This window comes from Paenibacillus konkukensis (genome assembly GCF_023523925.1).
Classification (GTDB): Bacteria; Bacillota; Bacilli; order Paenibacillales; family NBRC-103111; genus Paenibacillus_S; species Paenibacillus_S doosanensis.
Window position 1 is genome coordinate 2877512 of sequence record NZ_CP027059.1, and the last position, 19068, is coordinate 2896579.

The 19068-nt window shown below is 56.6% G+C and carries 10 protein-coding genes; 2 read left to right on the forward strand and 8 right to left on the reverse strand.

Features of this window, described 5'->3' with window-relative positions:
- Positions 1-75 precede the first annotated feature (75 nt).
- The 3 genes from SK3146_RS12245 to SK3146_RS12255 all read right to left on the reverse strand — a co-directional run bounded on the left by SK3146_RS12245 (position 76) and on the right by SK3146_RS12255 (position 11868).
- The gene (locus SK3146_RS12245) at positions 76-7353 is read right to left on the reverse strand and encodes a pectinesterase family protein (protein ID WP_434006872.1); all 7278 of its coding nucleotides are present in this window, start codon (positions 7351-7353) and stop codon (positions 76-78) included.
- Positions 7354-7763: 410 nt separating this feature from the next.
- The gene (locus tag SK3146_RS12250; protein ID WP_249865326.1) at positions 7764-9287 is read right to left on the reverse strand and encodes an extracellular solute-binding protein; all 1524 of its coding nucleotides are present in this window, start codon (positions 9285-9287) and stop codon (positions 7764-7766) included.
- A gap of 244 nt (positions 9288-9531) precedes the next feature.
- Positions 9532-11868, reverse strand: coding sequence for a helix-turn-helix domain-containing protein (locus tag SK3146_RS12255; RefSeq protein ID WP_249865327.1), 2337 nt, complete (start codon positions 11866-11868; stop codon positions 9532-9534).
- Between the two features lie 114 nt (positions 11869-11982).
- On the opposite strand from SK3146_RS12255, the gene SK3146_RS12260 reads away from it, so the two are divergent.
- Positions 11983-12807 (forward strand): helix-turn-helix transcriptional regulator, encoded by an 825-nt coding sequence (locus SK3146_RS12260; RefSeq protein ID WP_249865328.1) that lies wholly within the window; start codon positions 11983-11985, stop codon positions 12805-12807.
- 64 nt (positions 12808-12871) lie between these two features.
- Here SK3146_RS12260 and SK3146_RS12265 read toward each other — a convergent pair whose 3' ends face one another.
- From SK3146_RS12265 to SK3146_RS12275, 3 genes are read right to left on the reverse strand one after another with little or no spacing between them, the layout of a single operon-like run.
- A complete protein-coding gene (locus tag SK3146_RS12265) occupies positions 12872-14446 on the reverse strand; it encodes a glycoside hydrolase family 43 protein (RefSeq protein WP_249865329.1) in 1575 nt (524 codons plus the stop codon).
- A gap of 38 nt (positions 14447-14484) precedes the next feature.
- Positions 14485-14844: a hypothetical protein gene (locus tag SK3146_RS12270; RefSeq protein WP_249865330.1), complete on the reverse strand. Its 360-nt coding sequence runs from the start codon at positions 14842-14844 to the stop codon at positions 14485-14487.
- On the reverse strand, positions 14841-15935 hold the full coding sequence (locus SK3146_RS12275; RefSeq protein ID WP_249865331.1) for a glycoside hydrolase family 28 protein: 1095 nt from the start codon (positions 15933-15935) through the stop codon (positions 14841-14843). The genes SK3146_RS12270 and SK3146_RS12275 overlap by 4 nt, the downstream gene beginning before the upstream one ends.
- Positions 15936-16281: 346 nt before the next feature.
- On the opposite strand from SK3146_RS12275, the gene SK3146_RS12280 reads away from it, so the two are divergent.
- Positions 16282-17658 (forward strand): dipeptidase, encoded by a 1377-nt coding sequence (locus tag SK3146_RS12280; protein ID WP_249865332.1) that lies wholly within the window; start codon positions 16282-16284, stop codon positions 17656-17658.
- Positions 17659-17723: 65 nt separating this feature from the next.
- On the opposite strand, the gene SK3146_RS12285 is transcribed toward SK3146_RS12280, so the two are convergent.
- Both SK3146_RS12285 and SK3146_RS12290 read right to left on the reverse strand, forming a co-directional pair.
- Positions 17724-18383, reverse strand: a complete 660-nt coding sequence (locus SK3146_RS12285; RefSeq protein WP_249865333.1) for an MgtC/SapB family protein — start codon at positions 18381-18383, stop codon at positions 17724-17726.
- 28 nt (positions 18384-18411) lie between these two features.
- On the reverse strand, positions 18412-18819 hold the full coding sequence (locus SK3146_RS12290; RefSeq protein ID WP_249865334.1) for a hypothetical protein: 408 nt from the start codon (positions 18817-18819) through the stop codon (positions 18412-18414).
- Between the last annotated feature and the right edge of the window lie 249 nt (positions 18820-19068).

Consider the following 19068-nt stretch of genomic DNA (forward strand, 5'->3'; position numbering starts at 1 on the left):
CCGCGTTTTCCATCCTTATGCAAAAGAAAGCCGCGGAACCTATACTCCGGGTTCCGCAGCTTGTGCATATATCCGTTAATTGATGAAATTCAAGTTTTGCAGCAGCCGCTTCAGCATGACGGCAGCTTGCGCCCGTGTCGTCCGCTCCGAAGGAGCGAGCGTATGCGCATCGGTTCCCTGCATAATTCCGGCTTGAACGGTCCAGAGAACGGCTTGCTCGGCCCAGCCGCTAATTCCGGACGCATCGGAGTAAGCCGCCCGGACCTGGGCGTCCGCAGCCCCGCTCGCCGGCTTCCCTGCGAATTGGGCGGCCCTTGCGATCATCACCGCCATCTGCTCCCGCGTAATCGTATCGTTAGGCTTAAACTGTCCTTGTTCGAAGCCCTCAACGAGGCCGGCGCTTACGGCGGCATTTACGTCGCCTGCGAACCAGTCTCCCGGTTTCACGTCGGAGAAGCTTGCGCCCGCGTTCTGCCGATCCAGCCCCAAGGAACGTACAAGCAGGGAAGCGAATTCGGCCCGGGTAACCAGACGGTCAGGTTCGAACGCATCGGCGTCGGTCCCCTGAACGACCAGCTTGGATGCCAAAAGCTCGATCTCTTTCTGCGCCCAGTGCCGCTTCAAGTCCGTAAACGTTTTGCCCGCCTCGACGACCGTATAAACCCCATTGCCGGGATGAAGCAGCTTGGCGGTCGTCATTCCGTTCTTCGTCGTAAACACGGCAGGAACGAACCTCACTTGCCCTGTAGCCGGGTCCACAATGACGCCGGTTGCTATTGTATCATCCACCGTACCCGGCAAAACGATCGTGTGAACCGCGAATACCGACGCCCCCTCCAGCTCCTCGCTTCGGCCGTTTGCGTCAACCGTGATTCGGAATTGTACGATAGGCGCAAGCAGCTTCGCTCCCGCCTTCGCCGCCTGCTCCTCTGCGAGAGCCGTCAGCTTGGAATCGCCTTGGGACATCGTCAAAACGATGTCGGCCTGCTGCGCTCCGGCCGTCTTCAATTTGGCGATGTCGGACAGCGGCAGCTCGTAGGAAGCAAACCCGGCGTTTACTATGATAGAAACCGAGGACGCTGCAGCAGCTGCCGCCCCGGCCGGAAGCACGAGCCGCAAAGCGGATGCGTCCGAAGGCATATCGAGCTCGACCGTTTGGCCTCCGCGGTCAGCCGCCGCTTGAATAGCGGCCGATAATTGGGCTGTATCTACAGTCACTTGAACGACCCCGGCGGACAACGTGCTCACCTGCATAGCGTCGGCGGACAGCCGTACCGGCCCTTCCGTCGATGTCTCCGTACCGTTATCTGTCGGCGTTGTTCCGCCCGTGTCCGACGCTGACGCACCGCCTCCACCGCCGCCGGAGGAACCGCCGGAAGATGATTTGCGAATTTTCGCCGTTTGAACCGGCAGCGTCAAAGCTTCGCTTCGGTTGCCCGCCGCATCTTCAGCCGTCAGCTCGAACGAATACGACGTGCCCGCCGCCAATCCTGCGACGGTATAAGATAAAGCGTCGCCGCCTACAGAAGCCTTCTCGCTGCCGTTTAACCAGATCCGGTACCGGGCAACGCCGACGTAGTCCTGCGCAGCCGTCCAGTTCAGCTCCGCTGACGAAGTCGTTACGGCGCCCGCCGTCAGCGCGCCGTTCCGCCATACCGGCGCCGTCGTATCCGTCACCGTGACGGCTACGTTCGCGCTGTACACCGCATAGGTTACGCTCGTCACCGTCGCTGCCGCCGTCCCCGGCTTCAAGCCGGTGATCAGGCCATCCCCGGTTACGCGAACCGCTTCGCTGCCGCCCGACCAGATTACTCGCTGGTCCGCCGTTTCCGGCAGCACTGTCGCCTTCACTCTGACCGACGCTCCCGCCTCCAGCGTGAGCACCGCGCTCTCCGTCTCGATTCCCGTCGCTCCCGTTCCCGACTCCGGCTGCTCCGGCTGTTCCGGCTGTTCCGGCTGTTCCGGCTCCGGTTTGGAACCGAGGACAAACTCGATCGTGTAAACGCTCGACGTGCCGTCGGCAGCCGTTACGGTCACAACAGCCGCGCCTGGCACAGAGCTCGCTTGAGCCGCCGATACGTTCGCAGAGGCGGAATCGCTCACTGCGGCTACGCTAGGAGCGGCCGCTGTTCCCTCAAGCAGGACAACCTGATAATGCCTTGTCTGCGAATCGAATTGCGGCAATGGTTCGCCTTGAACCGTAAGCGAACGCAGCGAAGAATTGCTGTCCGGCAGCCCGCCGGACAGTCTAGGATTCCACTGATCCGTCCCTCCCAACGTCGCTTGAACGGTATACCCGGCCGCTTCCGCAGCCGTCAGCTGTTTGGCCCAGGTCACCCGCTTGTCGGGATTGGCTCCCGCGCCTTTGCTTAAGTACTCCGCATATCTGGCGGTGCTTTCATTGGCCTCCGCTCCCCAGTTGTTCCAGCCGCCGGGCTTGATATGACCGCCCATCTCCGTGTTGATGTAGGTCACGCTGGAATACGGACGCCAAGGTCTGCCCAGCTCAACCTGAGACGTCATCCCTGCCTGCGAAGTCAGCGTGCTGTTCAGAATCACGTAGCCGGGCTGCCCTTCCGCCGACGATGCGGCTGTTACATAGCCCGGGCCTTCGCTGTGAAGGATGCAATTCTCGAATACGGCGGGGGAATTGCCGAAGATAAAGTCGACGTCGCCGGCAATGTAGCTGTCGGCGAAATATTGCCGCCCTTTATCGGCGAACAACGTATCCTGATACCCGAGGAGCTTCACGTCCCGGTATGTTCCGCGGTCTCCTTCCGCATACAAGGCTACCGCTTGCCCCGCACCCTGCCCGGCGCTGTTCCGGATCGTAATATGCTCCAGCGTAAAATCCGTGCCGCTCGCCCGCAGCGTATAGCTCCCCGACGTCCCTACTTCCTTGCCGTCCGGTCCGATCGTTTTGGCGGAATCGCCGTATACGATCACCGTGCCGTCCCGGCTCTCGCCGGACATCGTAAGCAGCTTCTTGGAGGCAGGCACGTACAGCTTCTCTTGATAAATACCGTCTTTGATGCGGATCACGGTCGGAACGGCGCTGTTGTCCTGTACGGCGTTAACGGCCTCCGCAACTGTCCGGAAGTCGCCGCTGCCGTCCTGGGCTACGACGATGACCGTCGCCGGAACCGCTTGAATCGGCTCGGAAGCGTAGCTCTCGCCGCTTTCGCCTACGGCGGCAACCGCGTAGTAATAAGCCTTGCCGTTCGTGAGCCCGGTATCCGTAAAGGAAACGGAGGTTATCCGATCGCCGGCGACCGTATACGGCCCCGTCCTGTTCTCGCTGCGCACCACCTTATAAGAGGAGGCCCCTTCCGCAGGCAGCCAGCTCAGCCGAACCTGCTTATCCCCGGCTTCCGCTTGAACCGCTGCCGGTGCGGAAGGCTGTCCGTACTGCCCGGCCGGACGAGCCGCTACCGCGGCGGAGTCCATTCCCGCCGAGTCCGCGCTTACCGCCGCAACCTTGTAATAGTAAGGCGTACCGTTCGTCAAATGCGAATCCGTGTAGGACGTCGTCTGAACACGGGAAGCAATGACCGTATAAGGTCCCTCGTATGCGTCGGAACGCTTGATATCGTATCCGTCGGCTCCCTGCACCGCAGGCCAGCTTAAAGCAATCTGCCCGTCTCCGGCTTGCGCCGTTACAGACGGCGTGCCCGGCGGCTCATAAGCGGATGCCTGCAGCGGCGCCGAATCCGGACCTTCTCCGCCGACATTGGTTGCCGACACGACGTAATAATATGCGGCTTGATTCGATAATCCGCCTACTCTGTAGAAAGGATTCGTAATATTAGCCGCTACGGCGACATAGGGCCCTTCCTTGACCGGCGAACGCTTCACCGTATAAGAATTGACATTGTCCATCGCATTCCAGCTTAGATCGATCTGCGAATTTCGGGAGACCGCCGTCAAGCCGCTCGGCGCAGCCGGCTTTTCCGCAAGCTCGGAAGGCGTCGCCTGCACCTGATTGGAATTGCCCGTCTCTCCGTTAATCCCGTTGGCGGTTATGACGTAGTAGTACGTCGTATCGTTGGAGACGGTAGAATCGATGAACGCCGTTCCGGTAACGCCCGTTTGAATGACGGCATAAGGACCGCCGCTCGTTTCGCTGCGTTTAATAGTATAGGAATCCGCTCCTTGCACCGCATTCCAGCTCAGCTGCACCGCTTGATTGCCCGGCAGCGCGGACAAGCCTTTGGGAGCTGCCACAGGCTCTACATATATTTTGAAATTATCGAAATAAAAGCTCCCGCTTCCTCCCCCCGGCGTTTTGGACAAAATGCGCCCGATGCCGTAGGACTTGAAGCCTTTCGTTGAGAAGTCGAATGTTTCCACGAACGCATCGTCGATGTAAATATCCGCCCGATCCGCCGCCGTGTCGGCCACGATCTTCAGATTGTACCACTTATTTTTCGAATACGGCTCCATCAGCTTGTAGTATGCTCCGCTTCCTTTATTGTAAGTTAGCGTATAGGAATTGGAAGCTTCAGGCTGAACCGGCTTCCTGACCTCGATGGCAAATGCCGTCTTGGAGCCGTCCCCGCTTTGCACTTGAAGCGGTACCGATGTGCCCGATTCCTCAGGGAACATAAAATCGGTATCGATAATAAACGTTCCGTATTGCGGCGTAAATTTGCGTATAAACTGCGTATTGACATTCGATTTGTCGTACAAATAAAGCGCTTTGGCGGAATCGTTCCCTTCCGACTCGGCGGGTACGTTCGCGACGACGACCTTATTCGTTTCCGTCTGCGGAGACGGGCTCACCTCGTAATTGGCCGGGGTGGAATCCGTCGCTTCGTTCTCGAAATCTTCATTCACATAATAGATCGGCTCCGGCTCTCCGGTCGGTTGTACCGTTACCTCCGACGAATTGGAGCTTTCGCCGTTGGCATTCACCGCGCTGACGACATAATAATACGCCTTCCCCGGAGTAAGCGGCCGGTCGGTATACATGGCCTCCGTCAAACCTGCCGCTATGACCGTATACGGGCCGCCCGAGACGTCGCTTCGCTTCACGTTATACGAAGCCGCATGCTCCACGGCATCCCACTGCAGCCCCGCTTGATTATCTCCGGCCTCGGCCTTCAAGCCCGTCGGTTCTGCCGGAAAATCCTCGGCCAGCGGACGAATCTCCACGCCGCTGAATTGCGACGCGTTATACTTATCGATCCGGTCAACCGCTTTGGAAGCGTCGACCGCCAGACCGTAATACGCTTCGCTGCCGATATCCAGCGTGACCGTACCGATCTTGCTCCAGTTTTCCTTATCTTCGGAAACCGATCCCGTCACCTGATTGCCCAAACGAACGAGTTTGATCCAATAAGGAGTATTAATGAAAGCGTCCGGCTCCACCCGCTGGGTATTCCCGCCGTCAGTCAGACGATGAATCATTACCCCCTTTTTGCCCATCTTAACGTAAGGAATCGAAAGCATGGCCATTCGGGACGATGCGGCGAGCGAATCGCGGATCATCACTCCCGCTTCCGCATTGTCGTCCGTCGGCGTAATATGCTCTACTCTCGCAATAATCTCTCCGTTGCCGGACAGCTTCTGGTACGCATAATGGAAGTTGTCGGCGGAACCGCCGATATCTCCGGCCGACTTGACGGTCAGCGTCTTGGCGTCTCCTTCGAGCTGCGTATGTCCGGGAATGCCTACGCTGCCGATATCCCGCGATTCCCAAGGGGCAATCGGCCCTGTCGTATTGACATGCACCGTCACATTATCCGATTGCGTAGACAGCCCCTTCTTGTCAAAAGCCCGCGCAACGATATAATGCGTGCCGTCCGCAAGGCCGCTCAACTCGAATCGGTAAGGCTTTGCCGCCGCCTCGCCCGCTTTGCTTCCGTCGACGATGAATTCGACTTTGGCGATGTCGCCGCTGCCGCTCGCTTCGGCTTCGATGGTCAGGCTGCCGCCCGCTTCGTAAATCGCGTTGTTGGACGGCGAAGTTAACGCAACGTCCGGGTTATCGGTATTGGCGCCGTTCTCGTTTCCTTTCGTCACAAGCTCGTTCAAATATACTTCAAGGTCCGTGTAGCCTTCATCGGAAAGCGTCTTCCCGCTGCCGTCGGCAGGATCGGCCGGATTGAGACCGTGCGCCAGCTCCCACGCATCGTCGATCCCGTCGTGATCATTGTCCGCAATCTCCGATTTCACCTCGGGATACTCGGCGAATCCGCCGACTTCCTTCGGCGAGTTGATGTGCTGTCCCGTTCCGTTCTTCACATCGTTAACGACTCTGGCGTCGATCGCATCGCGCCTCGGCAGCGTGGCGCCCACATTCGCCAGCACATGATCGTACGCGCTTTGAGCGCTCTCGGGAACGAAGCCGTTCGCCACCTCGGCGCGGACGGCGAGCTTGGAGGAAACCGGATCGAGCACGCTTTGCACCCCTGCCCAGTTGTCGGCCGTTACTTTGGCATCGCCGTCCATGATGTTGCCGTTAATGTACATTTTGCTGGCCGGAATGATTTCGCCGAACAGCACATTATGCACAATGTCGTACGTGTTCGGGCCGGGCTTATAGTAGTTGTTATCAAGATTGTAATAGCCTTCTCCCCCGCCGTAGGAGGAAGCGAAGCCCCAGTTGTAGATGACATTGTTCGATGCTTCCACGACGTCCAGTTCCCTCTTGTCCGTCGGGAAACGGGGATTGCGGCTGACGCTGTGGGCGATCAGATTATGATGGAACGATGTGTTGTTGCCGCCCCAAATGCCCCCGTATCCGTGGCGTCCCTTCTGATGCGTCGTCATCAGCATCGATTCCTCGGAAATCGACCATTGAACCGTCGTATTCACATTATCGTACAAGCTGACGACCTCATCGACGGACCAGCTGAAGGAGCAGTGGTCGACGATAATATTTTTATGGTACCGTACGCCGAACGCGTCGTCTTCGCTGGCGTAACGGTCGCCCAGCCGAAACCGCATATAGCGGATAATAATGTTGTCCGCTTCAATCGATGTGGTATAGTCGCTAACGGTAATTCCGTCGCCCGGGGCGGTTTGGCCTGCGAGCGTCAGGTTGGAACCGAATATTTTGAGCGACTCCTTCAAGTGAATCGTACCGCCGACGCGAAACACGATCGTCCGGTCGCTTTGGCTGACCGCATCCCGCAAAGAACCCGGAATCGGCGTCTCTCCTTTGCCGTAATCCTCCAGCGTCGTTACCTCATATACGGTCTGGCCGCGACCGCCGCTCGTATATTTGCCTCCCCCTTCCGCACCCGGGAAAGCGGGAACCTGCGCCGCCGGCTCGTCAGCCCAGACCTGCACCGGCAGGAACGTCATCATGATGGCGACGATCAAAAGATAGGATAATGCTTTTTTCAATATGAATGCCTCCTTAGGTTCATGCTTCTTGTCAATCGATTTCAATAGCTTTTCGATGTTTAAAAAGGCTCGCCGCCTCCGCTAGGCATCCATCCCTCCCGAAGCTCCCGATGCAGTTCTCCGTTCATTCAGCTATCCGTTGCCGGAGCAACCATTACTGGAAGCGCTTTTATTTATCTCGTAACGCTACGAACCGATTATGCTCCTAACGGCAGTGCATAGCTATACCTGCCAGATAACTTCATGAAGAAATAACGGCGGCCCCTGCTTCCGGACCGGCTCATAGCTTTTAGACAACCTGTCATGCGCTTCAAGCAACCCGCGGCCGCGCGCACTCTCCTCCTATAGATGCCAAAACATCCCGCCCCAGGCAGATCGACCCGGTCAGGATGCTTTTTCACATTTCGAGTTTACGGTAACTTCCGGCTTATCTCGTAAGCCTCCTGATACTCCCGCGCCATCCGATCCCCGCCCGCTTTTCTCCACCTCTCGATCTCAGCTCTCCAGCCAGCCTCATCCAATTTGCCCATAATAAATCGGGTTTCGGCATCGGTAATGAACTGCTCCAGCTCCTTACCCCGCTCGGCATAAGTTGCGGAGTCAAGCGTCAGCGCCGGATTGGCGACGATATACTGCTCATTCTGTTTTGTCAGCTCGACGTTCTTGCGGTACAGCTCGGTCTGCTTCATCGGCTTGGCGTTCGGATAACTCTCCCCGCGCTGCGGAAGCGAATCGCGGTAAGGCTTCACTTCCCTGGCGTCAGCCTCGGGATCGAGCGGAATCGTTACGTCCCCTGCGTCCTTCCAATGCCTGCCCTCCACCCCTTTGACCAGCAAAGACGCCATAGGCGGGTCCATCAAGCGGTCCAGGAAGGACAGCACCTTGCGAAGCTCGTCCACCGATGAGACCGAATCCCTCGGAATCGCCAGAAAGCCCGCATTGCCGCTCTCGCCCGGCAGCCTTCTGCCCTCGGGGCCCTCGACGGGGGCCGCCTCCACGACAGCCGTCGGCACGGCTTTGGAAAGCTTATCCTGCATAGTTTGCGCATTGCCGCCGGATATACGGATCGCTGCGCGTCCGGCTTCAAACGCTTTATCGATCTCTATCGCATCGACGACGGCAAAATCCTGATTGATCAGCTTCTCTTCATACAGTTTGCGGAACAGCTTCATCGTGTCGAAGAAAGGCTCCGTCATAAACTCCGGCACGAAGCGGCCTCCGCCGTCTATCTGCCATTTATTCGGCCCGCCCTGGGTTACGGACAGCCGGGTCAGCGTCGACGATGTATCCTGATTGTACCGTTTGTCCAGCATCAAGCCGTACGTGTCATCCTTGCCGTTATGATCCGGATCGCCCTTGGACATCTGCTTGATCACCCGATACCAGTCGTCCAGCGTCTTCGGGACCGCGGCGCCTGAAGCGTCGAACCAGTCCTTGCGGTAGTGGATGACGGCGCGTCCGAGGTCGCGGAATAGCGGAACGCCGTAGATTTTTCCATCGACGGAAATATTGTCGTAATACAGCGGACTCTGCGCCGATAAGTTTTTATATTCTTTCAGGTAAGGGCCGATCTCCCAGAATAATCCCGACTTCAAGGCCCCTATAGTCGCCGGGGTGTAATTCAGCTTGATCAGCTTAGGTAGCTCGCTGGAAGCGATCATGACGTTGACTTTGTCATCATAGCCGGATGTCGGAATCCACTGAATTTGCAGATCCGTATTCGTATAAGCTCCAATGGCTTTTTCGATGTCGCTGTCATGAGGCGGAGTCTCTCCAACCTGATTCACAACAAGCGTCAGCGGATAAAAACCGTTCTCTGCGGCGGCCGGGCTCTGCTTGCTTCCGTCTCCAGCGTTGCCCCAGCTGCAGCCTGTTAATACGGCGCACAGCAGCAGAGCAGAACCCATCGCCAATACCGTCTGTTGCTTGATCATCTCCGAACCTCCGCTCCTTTGGTTCCATACATCTACGCCATGTCGCTTCCCTTCATTATCCGGCGCTTGCCATTGTATTGCCATACCCGGGGCATAACCTGATCAAGCTGCCGCCTTTTCAACGGTCTTATAAGCTTCGATCGCTGCATAGATAGTCTGCGCGCAACCTTCTTATACGCCGCAGACAACGCCAGCCGGCAGCCATAGCCTCCTAACAAGCCGGCTTTCCGCCGGTCGTTGGGCCTTACCGCCTGCTTTCCAGCGCTTCTTTATCGAGCAGTTCCCGGTAATGCCCCGGCGTCGTGCCGAAAGCTTTGCGAAACGTACGGATGAAAGCGCTTATATTTTTATACTGCAGCTTCTCTCCGATCTCCGATATTTTCAACGTTGTCGTCTCCAGCATTACCTTAGCCATATTCATTCGGTACTCCGACAAATATTCGCTGAAGGAGACGCCCATCTCTTTCTTAAATACGCGGCTCAAATATACCGGATGAAAGCTTAGCGCCGCAGCGCACGATTCAAGCGTAATTTCTCCGTCGTACTGGTCGTGAATCATTCTCACAATCCGGTCGGCGATGTTAATGTATTGCTTGTCCGCTTTTTCCGACAGCAGCTTGACGATTGGAGCGAACAGCCGGGATTGGAACCATAGAGCAATTTCTTCCCTGGTCTGCAGCTTAAGCAGCCGCTCGACCGCATTGTCTCCATCCAGCACTTTGTTCATCGGCATCCCCTGGTCCTGGACGATCCGCATCACTCTCGACATCAACTGAATCAGCAGCATATGATGCTCGTTCATAAAGCTGTCCTTGCTGAGAACCGCGGACAAATATTGCCGGAACACTTCGACCGCCTTATCCAGTTTCATCTCTTGGAGCGCCTGAACAAGCTGCTCTTCCATCAGCTTCAGATGGGAATATACGGCCGATTCCGTTGACTCGCCAGACTCCAAGTCTTCATAGTGGATGATCAGCTCCTCTCCGAGACTAATCCGGCATTTTAGTGCGGCCAAGCTTTCTCCGTAAGCCTTCACCGTGCCCGACAAGCTGTCATAAGCCCGGCTGATTCCGATGCTGACCTTAAGCTGTAAATACTGCTCGACTTTTTGTTTAATCAGCTCCGCCGTCTCGCCCATCTGCCGCTTCAACGCCTCGGGCTGGTCGGATGTCAGAGCGAGCAATGTCGCCTGGGATTGCCCAAACAAAATCGGACTGAACCTCGATTCGACCGGCAGCAGCTCGCCTACGATGTTGTTGACGGCGAATAACAACAGCTCGCGATCCTGCTCCTGATATCTGGTTTCCTGCAAATTGTCAATCTGTAGCGTTAATATCCCAAGCCGCCTCCAACCCGAAGGAAACCCGTACATCCGGGAACGATACAGAAAATCTTCATCCGTCATTTGTCCCGTAAACAGCTTCAGTACGAAAAATTCTTTTAAATGAGCGGATTGTCCTTGCATCTGCTCCTCAAGCCGGCTTCTCGATACGGCCAGCGTTTCGATGCTTTCTTTAATATAGGCCAGCTCGTCGCGCCTGCCTCCCGGCGAAGGGGAATCGCCTTCCATCGCGCGGGTGAGTTCAAATAAACTGCGGATCGGCAAGTACATTCTCCGGCTGCCGAAATATCCGATGATCAGCACGACCAGTAATATGATCGCACAAGCGAGCAAAGTAAACATCGCGATTTTTTGCGTATCCTTGGTGATGTCGGCTATCGAGACGACCGATACGTACGTCCAGCCGTTATATCCCGAAGTCCGGTACAAGACGGCGACATCTTTGTCGTTCCATTCGGCGTTCATATAGCCTTGTTTTTGTCCCTGCAGCGTCACGCGTTCGAAAATGTCCCGATTGATATCGGCATAGGACGATTTCTGCTCCCGGGAAGATAGAAAAGCTTGACCGGACGAATCCAAAATATAGTTGATGCCCAGCCGGTTGTCGGGGGCGAGCGCATCCCGCAGATCGGCGGCCGAAATATGCACTGCCAATAATCCTCTCGGCTCATTAGTCCGGGGCAGGAGCGGAATTTTCTCCACGAGGCTGATCGTGTCCGCCGCAGGCGGCATAGCGTCGGCATCAATGCCGGCAGCCTGTCCGCTATTGTTCACGGCCGGCTGCTTGGTACTCCAAAACATGCTCATCGGCATGGCGGCATAATCGTAAAATTCGTCCTTGCCCGCCATTTCGCTCAGCTTCTTCATCACGCCGAGATTGACTACCCAATCCTTCTCAAAATTGACGAGCGACGCCTGCTTGATGACGGCCGTCGTCTGCAGATTGGTCAGCTCGGTCGTCAGATCGCGCACTTGAACAAAATCTTCGCCGGTCAGAAGCCCGTTCATCGCCGTCTGCACGAGCGAGGAGTTGGCCAGCTGCGTCGCCGACATTTCCAGCGATTTCAGTGTCTGCTCCACCCTCATCTGAGTTTGCATAAGCAGCTGCATATTCCCTTCGTTAACCTTCTCCTCCATATCATGTTTGGCCAAATAATAGGAAGCAAACCCGATGCATATGGTCGGCAGCGCGCCGAGCAGAAGACTGAAGCCAAGCAGCCTCAAAAGATACGTTCGCATCTTGCCGTTCCTCCTTCCGGTTCATCAGTCGTATTCAGCCGCCGGTTCGGTCATCCGCTCTTGCGCGCTTATCGCAGGCTTTGATATGCTAAGCGGTGAGGGAGGGACCCGCTCATGAAAACGGATTTCGAGATCCATTTTGCCAAGCAAGCGGAGAATCCGGCCATGGACATGTATCATTACCATGATTTTTATGAAATTTATTATTTGTTCGGCGGAGAACGCTTTTATTATTTGGAAAATCATATATATCACGTGGCCAAAGGCTCCGTTGTATTCGTCAATAAAAACGATATTCACAAAACCCTCGAAGGCGGGGCGGGCCACGACCGCGCCGTGCTTTATTTCACGGACCGGTTCCTCGGCCGCTTTACGGACGAGCAGCTTAAGCTGCTGCTGTCTCCGTTTCGTTCAAGCGGTAAAGTGATGCCGTTTAATAACCAGCAGCAAAGCTATATCGAGAATTTGCTGTTCCAAATGAAGAAAGAATATGCGGATTCGAGCCTTCCCGGCCGATCCCTGTTTTTTGAATCCTTGCTCGTACAACTGCTCCTGTTTACTTCCCGTATTTCCATGGAAGCCGAGCAAATTGCGCCCAAGCCTATGGACGGTAAAATGTCCGAAATTATCGGTTACTGCAACGAAAATTACGTCAAACCGCTGACGCTGGAATCGGTATCTTCCCGCTTCTTCATCAGCCCATACTATTTCAGCCGTCTGTTTAAACGGTCCACCGGCTTTCATTTCCCGGAATATATCAATACGCTGCGCATTCGTGAAGCCCAGAGGCTGCTAAGGGAGGATGACGGAAAAATCATTCAGATCGCCGAGCGGGTCGGCTACTCCAACATTACGCATTTCAATCGCACCTTCAAGCAGGTGACGGGAATGGCGCCGCTCACCTATAAGAAAATGATCCGATCCGTCCCTAAAACCTAAAACCGGCCGGGAGGATCGGATAACAGGGGACCGGCCTATGCGCCGGTCCCTTCTTCATGCCGCATTATTCGATTCGGAACCAGTCGAAATCGGCATAGCCTCGGCCCGCCGCTTCGCTTGGATGCTGCCGGAGGCAGAACAAGCCGAGCTTGGCGCCGACCCAGTGTCCCGGCACAGCCTCGAAGCGATCGCCGACGGGGATGTACGTTTCCCCGTCCAGGCTGTACTGAAACGTGCACTGCGCCTCCAGTACGATGCGGACCCGCAAATAAACCGTGCCGGCGCCGGCCGGCAGCGCGATCGTCTCCGCCACTTCCTCCGAAGAGCCCTGCTTATTGCCCGAGCCTTTGACAAACAGCAGCTGCACGCCTTCCCCCGTCGACTCCAGCGCCACATAACGGTATTCATGTCCGAATACGGTTAGTCCCGCCCGTTCATGAGGGGCGCCCGGCACGAACTCCAGCTTTGCCGTTGCGGTCAGAACGGGAGCGGGCAGCTTCTGGCTGACCATGCTTCTGACGTCGTAGAACGTCGTCGCGCCTTCGGGCAGCGGCTCCGCGTACAAGCGCAGACGGCTCTTCCTCGCGTCGAGCGAATACCACTCGGCTCGATGGTTCGTCTGCCACTGCCACTGCAGACCGAGCTTGCCATCCTCGAACTCGTCGCTCGTCGCCGGCACGGCAAACGGATGCTCCGCGCCCACGTTCGGCTTCCGGTAAGTGAGCACCGGCTCGCCGATCCCGTCTCCGTTCGTATCGATCCCCATCACCGGCCAGTCGTTCTCCCAGCTCATCGGCTGCAAGTGCGCGATCCGCCCGTAAGCTTCCCGGTCCTGAAAATGCAGGAACCACGATTCGCCGGATTCCAGCTCCACATAGCCTCCCTGATGCGGCCCGTTCACGATCGAATCTCCTTGATGGAGCACGATCCGGTCTTCGTACGGACCGAAAATATGACGGGAACGAAGAATCGTCTGCCAGCCGGTCGAGACGCCTCCTGCCGGAGCAAAGATGTAGTAATAGCCGCTTCGCTTGTACAGCTTCGGCCCTTCCAGCGTCTCGTGGTTCTGCGTTCCGTCGAACACGATACGCCCTTCGTCGAGCAGGCTTTTGCCGTCCGGGCTCATCTTGCAAATGCTGAGCTTGCTTTTAATGCCGCAGCGGCTTTTGGCGAACGCATGGACCAAATACGCCTGGCCGTCCTCATCCCAGAACGGGCATGTATCGATCCAGCCTTTAACTTCTTTCACCAAATGCAGCGGGGTCCACGGTCCGGCCGGATCGGTCGCCGTCGTCATAAATACCCCTTCGTCTGGGGCTCCGAAGTAAATCCAGTATTTCCCATCGTGATAACGGAAACTTGGCGCCCAGACGCCGTCGCCGTGTCTTACGCTCTCGTAGCCTTCAGGCAGCTCCTGGATCGCATGCCCGATCAAGGTCCAATTGACCAAATCCTTCGAATGAAGGATCGGCAGTCCCGGCGTGCTGCTGAAGCTGGAGGCGGTCATATAGAAGTCTTCGCCTACGCGGATCACGTCCGGATCGGAATAATCGGCGTAGATGATCGGATTGCGGTAAGTGCCGTCTCCCAAATCGGCATACCATACCGGTTTTTGCGTATTGCTGGCGCTTGTGCTCATGATATGAAAATCTCCTTTTTTTATTGAAGATGGATGATTCATCGGACTGCCGCTTCGCTCGCGTCGACAAAACGGATGCCTCGGCTGTTATGCTCCCGGTATGCCGGCCCGGTCCGCGCTATTATTTTCACATCGCGAAACAGCACATCCTCAGCGTCGATACAGGCCAGTCCTTCCTCCGACGAGACGGTCACGCGCTCGAACCTCAGACGCTGCAGCGCCCTCTCCGGCAGCCCGCGGAGAAAGATGCCTTGACGCGCTCCCAGACAGCAAGTGTCGGTTATCGCAATGTCGCGGAAGCAGGGAGTTCCCTCCGTCACCGGAGCCGGAGCGGCATAATCGTCCTGAATTTCGTAATACATGTCGAAGACGATGCCGCTTTTCCCGATATTTTTCATCCAGACGTTGGAAATACGGATGTTCTCGACGATCCCCCGCGCCCGCGCGTACTCTTGAAGCGCAGCCCGTTATCGGTGCCGATAAACATGCAATCGCATACCTCGATATGCCGGACGCCTCCGGACATTTCGCTGCCTACCGTAAATCCGCCGTGGCCGTGGTATACGATACAGTTGCGGATCGTCACGTATTCCGTCGGCACGCCGGTGCGGCGGCCTTGCTCATTCTTGCCGGACTTCAGACATATCGCGTCGTCGCCGACATCGAAAGAGCAGTCGAGTATGTTCGCATAGCGGCAGGAATCGAGGTCCAGACCGTCTCCGTTCACCGAATGCCACGGATTGCGGACCGTCACGCGGCGGATGGTCACATGCTCGCACAAGCGGGGATGCAGACACCAGCTTCCCGAATTTTGAAATGTCGGCCCGTCGAGCAGCACGCCGTTGCAGCGGGTGAAACCGACCAGCACAGGGCGCAAATATACCTTGTAAGGCTCGTATAAGGCGATATCCATCAGCCCCTCGGCCTGCAGCGCCTCCGTCGCCCGTCTGCCTTCGCTCGCCTCCTGCGTAGGCCACCATAATCCGCCGCCGTCTACGACGCCGCCTTGCGAGATCAGCTCGTTCCACTGGCGCTCCGTCATTGTATGCTTCTTCACGCAGCGCCACGCATCGCCCGAGCCGTCAAACACGCCGCCGCCGGTGACAGCAATATCCGTCAAGTTTTCTCCGTAGATAGGGGGCATCGCCCGCACCGCATCCAAACCTTCATAGTTGCTGCGTATAAGCGGGTAATCGTCGAAGCTCCGGCTGAAAGTGACGAGCGCCCCTTGCTCCGCATGAAGTCTTATTTTGCTTCGCAGCCGTATGGGCCCGGTCAGCCATATTCCTGCCGGAATCACTACCGTCCCGCCCCCGCCTGCCGAGCATGCCTCGATGGCGTCTTGGAATGCCTTGGTATTGTCGGTTATTCCGTCGCCCTTCGCGCCGAAATCCGTAATGCGCCAGGATTTGTCGGGAAAGACGGGGATGCGAACCTCCTTCATCGAACCGGCCGCAGGTTCCGAACCGGCGATTTGCTGCTCTGTCATTGTGAAGCTCCTTTGTTATCTAGTGTGCCAAACCTCTATTGATGCACTTCAAAGCTAACTCGCCGCCCATGTAGAGGCAGGTTTATACGCCACCTTATTGTATAGCAATCCATCCGGACGGTTCTACACAATACATGCTCAGATCGCAGGAACTTGACAATTCTTGCGCTTTGGAAGCCCGGGTTCTTCACTTTTCGCACGGATCGACGCTTGAAGTTTCTATATCCGGAAACCATTATGATATAGTAGAAGAAACTGCGGAAGCAGCTTTATCGAAGCCGCTTCCGCTTCCGCAAGATTCAGCATATTTCCGCGCCAAAAAATGAGTATTCGAGGTGAGCTGTTCATGGATTCCCAGCTTCAATCCTATTTATCCGAACACCGGGACCGGCATTTGGCCGAATTGATCGAATTTGTCCGCATTCCCAGCATTAGCGCCAGCACGGAGCATAAGCCCGATATGCTCAAAGCCGCCGAATGGCTGGCGGATGCGCTGCGCCGGGCCGGACTGGAGCATGTCGAGGTGCTGTCTACGGCGGGCCATCCCGTCGTCTACGGCGACTGGCTGCATGCGCCGGGCCAGCCGACCGCGCTGATCTACGGCCACTATGACGTGCAGCCGGCCGATCCCCTTGAACAATGGGAGACGCCGCCGTTCGAGCCCGTGATCCGCGACGGCAAGCTGTACGGCCGCGGCGCCACGGACGATAAGGCGCAGCTTTATACACATGTAAAGACCGTGGAAGCCTATTTGAACACGATAGGCACGCTGCCGGTGAACGTAAAGTTCTGCATCGAGGGCGAAGAGGAGATCGCCAGTCCCAGCCTTCCCGCTTTCCTGGAAGCGCAAGCCGAGCGGCTGAAGGCCGATGCGATCGTCATCTCCGACGGTCCGATGCATGATGAAGGCGCGCCTTCCATCTGCTACGGATTAAGAGGCCTATGCGGGTTCCAGCTCGATATTCAGGGAGCGAAGAACGATCTGCATTCCGGCTTATACGGCGGCGGCATAGCCAATCCGGCGACCGCTCTCGTGCAGCTGCTTGCCTCCATGCGCGGCGACGACGGCCATATTGCGATCGAAGGCTTCTACGACGGGGTGAACGAGCTGTCCGAGGCGGAGCGCGCCGCGTTCCGCGAGCTGGCGCTCGACGATGCGAAGCAGGCGAAGGAACTCGCCGTGCCGGAGCTGACCGGGGAAGTCGGCTTCTCGTTCCTGGAGCGGACGACGGCAAGGCCGACGCTGGAGATCAACGGCATATACGGGGGCTACCAAGGCGAGGGACTGAAGCCGATCGTCCCGTCGACGGCGGGCGCCAAGATCTCCTGCAGGCTGGTCGACCACCAGGACCCGGATCAGATCATGAAGCGGATCGAGGCGCACATTAAGAAGCATAAGCCGGCCGGCGTCACCGTCAAGGTGCAGCAGACGCACCGCGGCAAGCCGTTCTACATCTCGCCCGAGCATCCGTATATCCAGGCGGCCGCCAAAGCATACGAAGACGGCTTCGGCAAAGAGCCCGTCTATATTCGCAGCGGCGGCTCGATCCCGATCGTCGAAGTGTTCTCCCGCGTTCTGGGAGCCCCCGTCGTCATGATGGATTTCGGCCTGCCCGGCGAAAATATGCATGCCCCGAACGAGCATTTTCATCTGGACAATTTCGACCGAGGCATCGCCACGTTATGCCGTTACTGGCAGGAGCTGCAGTCCAGCGGCAAATAGCGATCAGGCCGTCCTCTGCCTAAGATACGGGCAGGGACGGCCTGATTTATGCTTGCCTATGAAAATCAATGAATCTCAATCGATTTAATTAACCGGTTCTGTTCGATAAACGATAAAAACTCCTCGACGCCGTAAGCCCCCGGCAGTCTTACCAGCATAACCAGATGGATCAGATCGTCGGAATGCTCCTCCACCTGCAGGCTGAGCACGGCGATATTTTTTTGCTTCAGCATTTGCTGTACGCCTTCCATGCATCCCGCCATATTGACGACCTGCATCGTGACTTGTTCCGTCTTCGGAGAAGCCAGCCAATTGAATTTGCGGTGCAAAATGATTTGCGCCAAAATAATGATTACGGTCGCTCCGCCGCCCATCAGAAACATCCCCGAACCGATAGCCATGCCGATGCCCGCCGTAGCCCAAATGCCCGCCGCCGTCGTCAAGCCTTTGACCGTATGCTTATGCATAAAGATCATTCCGGCGCCGAGAAAGCCCACTCCGCTTACAATTTGCGCGGCGACGCGGGACGGGTCGAGCGAAAGATTAGCCCAGCCGATTTGATCCTGAAAGCCGTACTTGGAGATCACCATCATTAAGGATGCCCCGATCGCTACGACAAAATGGGTTCGTATCCCCGCTTCTTTCATCCGGTTTTTGCGTTCATAGCCGATCAGCGCCCCGCAAATTCCGGCGATAATGACCCGAACCAAGTAATAATATTCCATTCCCAGTGCTCCTCCTGTTCTATTCCCGTTACCGTCCTTTCGCTTCCACCCATAACACTTGCTTCATCCGGACGATTTGCTCAAGCGCCGCAAGCACCGTTTCGAGCTGATCCGCCCTGATCCGGAAGCGCACATGCGAAACCGGCGCCTCCAAAGCCGCCCTTTGTCCCTCGTCCAGCGCGCTCGCGCTCTCTACTTGAATGCCGTATTCCTCGAATATCGAGAGGATCGCGGCCATCGCGTGAGACTCCTCTACCAAACGGACGGTTACCGTTTGCTGCAAAGCCAATATTGGCCGGCTCCAGGGTTTCGCGGAATGCGCTCTAACGAACGCCCCTGCGGCCATCACTCCGACAGCGTTCATCCAAAACGCAGAAAATCGTTTTCCTTCCATGGACTCATTGAACTGGTGAACCATATGAACTATGGTATGCACGAGACGACGCCTCCTTCCCGGAAAACCGTTGTAAGCGCTGTCCAGCGGGCGCGCCCGTTATCCCTCGAACGCTTTTTTCTCCATTGTCTCCATCGCCCTCGGGGAACTTCCGGTTTTCAATATTATAGGGAAATCCCCCTGCTTAAGAAATCCTCTATTTTAAAGGAATGGTTTTAAATATTAAGATCGAGCTGATGTGCACGTGAAACTTTTGTCTATCCTGTAAATTCACCGGAACATTTCTTTTTT